The sequence below is a fragment of the Ruegeria sp. BHSB058 genome (assembly GCF_059613285.1).
Genome location: NZ_JBXWSF010000200.1, coordinates 1 through 932 on the forward strand (window position 1 = coordinate 1; position 932 = coordinate 932).

Consider the following 932-nt stretch of genomic DNA (forward strand, 5'->3'; position numbering starts at 1 on the left):
ATTTTACAACAGTAACAAACGCATATCGGGTGTCATGGTCTCGCCGGCGGATTTTTCTGCCGCTTTATCTGGTTCTGCGCCTCATGACGCTGGCGGTGATTGCGCCGACTTTGGCAATTGCCGTCAACCTTGCGGTTCTTCTCTCGGATCAGGCAGCCCTGACGGATCAGGACATTGCGATGTTCATCCTGTCCCCTGTCGGGTTTGTCGTTACGCTGGCCGTACTCAGCCTGTTTCTCGTGGCCGAGGTTCTGGGGTTGTCTGTCATGGCTGCGTGTTTGCGTATGAACGAAACCGACCTGTGGAATGCAGGGCGCTCGGCGCTGACACTTGTCGCCGCACGATTGCCTGGCCTGCTGGAATTCGCTGCGCGGTTCGTTCTGCGCGTGCTGCTTTTGGTTCTGCCGTTTGCTGCTGTCAGTGGGTTGATCGCTTGGTGGACGCTTACGGAATACGACATCAATTATTACCTGACTTTCCATCCGCCAGCTTTCTGGGTCGCGGTGGTACTAATTGGTGCGGTTCTGCTGGTCATGGCGTGGATTTTGATCTGGCGCCTGTCTGCCTGGGCCCTGTCGCTGCACTTGGTACTGTTTGAAAAGATCGCTCCGAAAGCGGCATTCGACGAAAGTGCGACACGGATGGCGGGGCATCAGGGCCGACTCAAGATCAAGCTGGTCTTGTGGCTGGCCGTGCGGATTGTGTTTGCAGCTATCATTGGCACAGTCGCAAGCGGTGTTCTTGGCCTCATTCCGCTGGACCAAGGTACGAACCTGCGCCTCGCTCTGACCATTTCTCTGGCCGTTGCAGGGCTGTGGTCCCTGGCAGGCTTGGTTTTGGCCGCGATCGCTTTGGGTGCTCTGGCCGCTCTGCTGGATGGGTTTTATGAGGGCGAAGTCAAGCTGCAGGTACCGGGAAAACAGGGTAGCATC

General features: G+C 57.0%; 1 pseudogene. It reads left to right on the forward strand.

The window, feature by feature from the left end:
- Nucleotides 1-932 (forward strand): annotated as a pseudogene (locus AC2FNB_RS21350) (glycerophosphodiester phosphodiesterase); the annotation flags it as partial.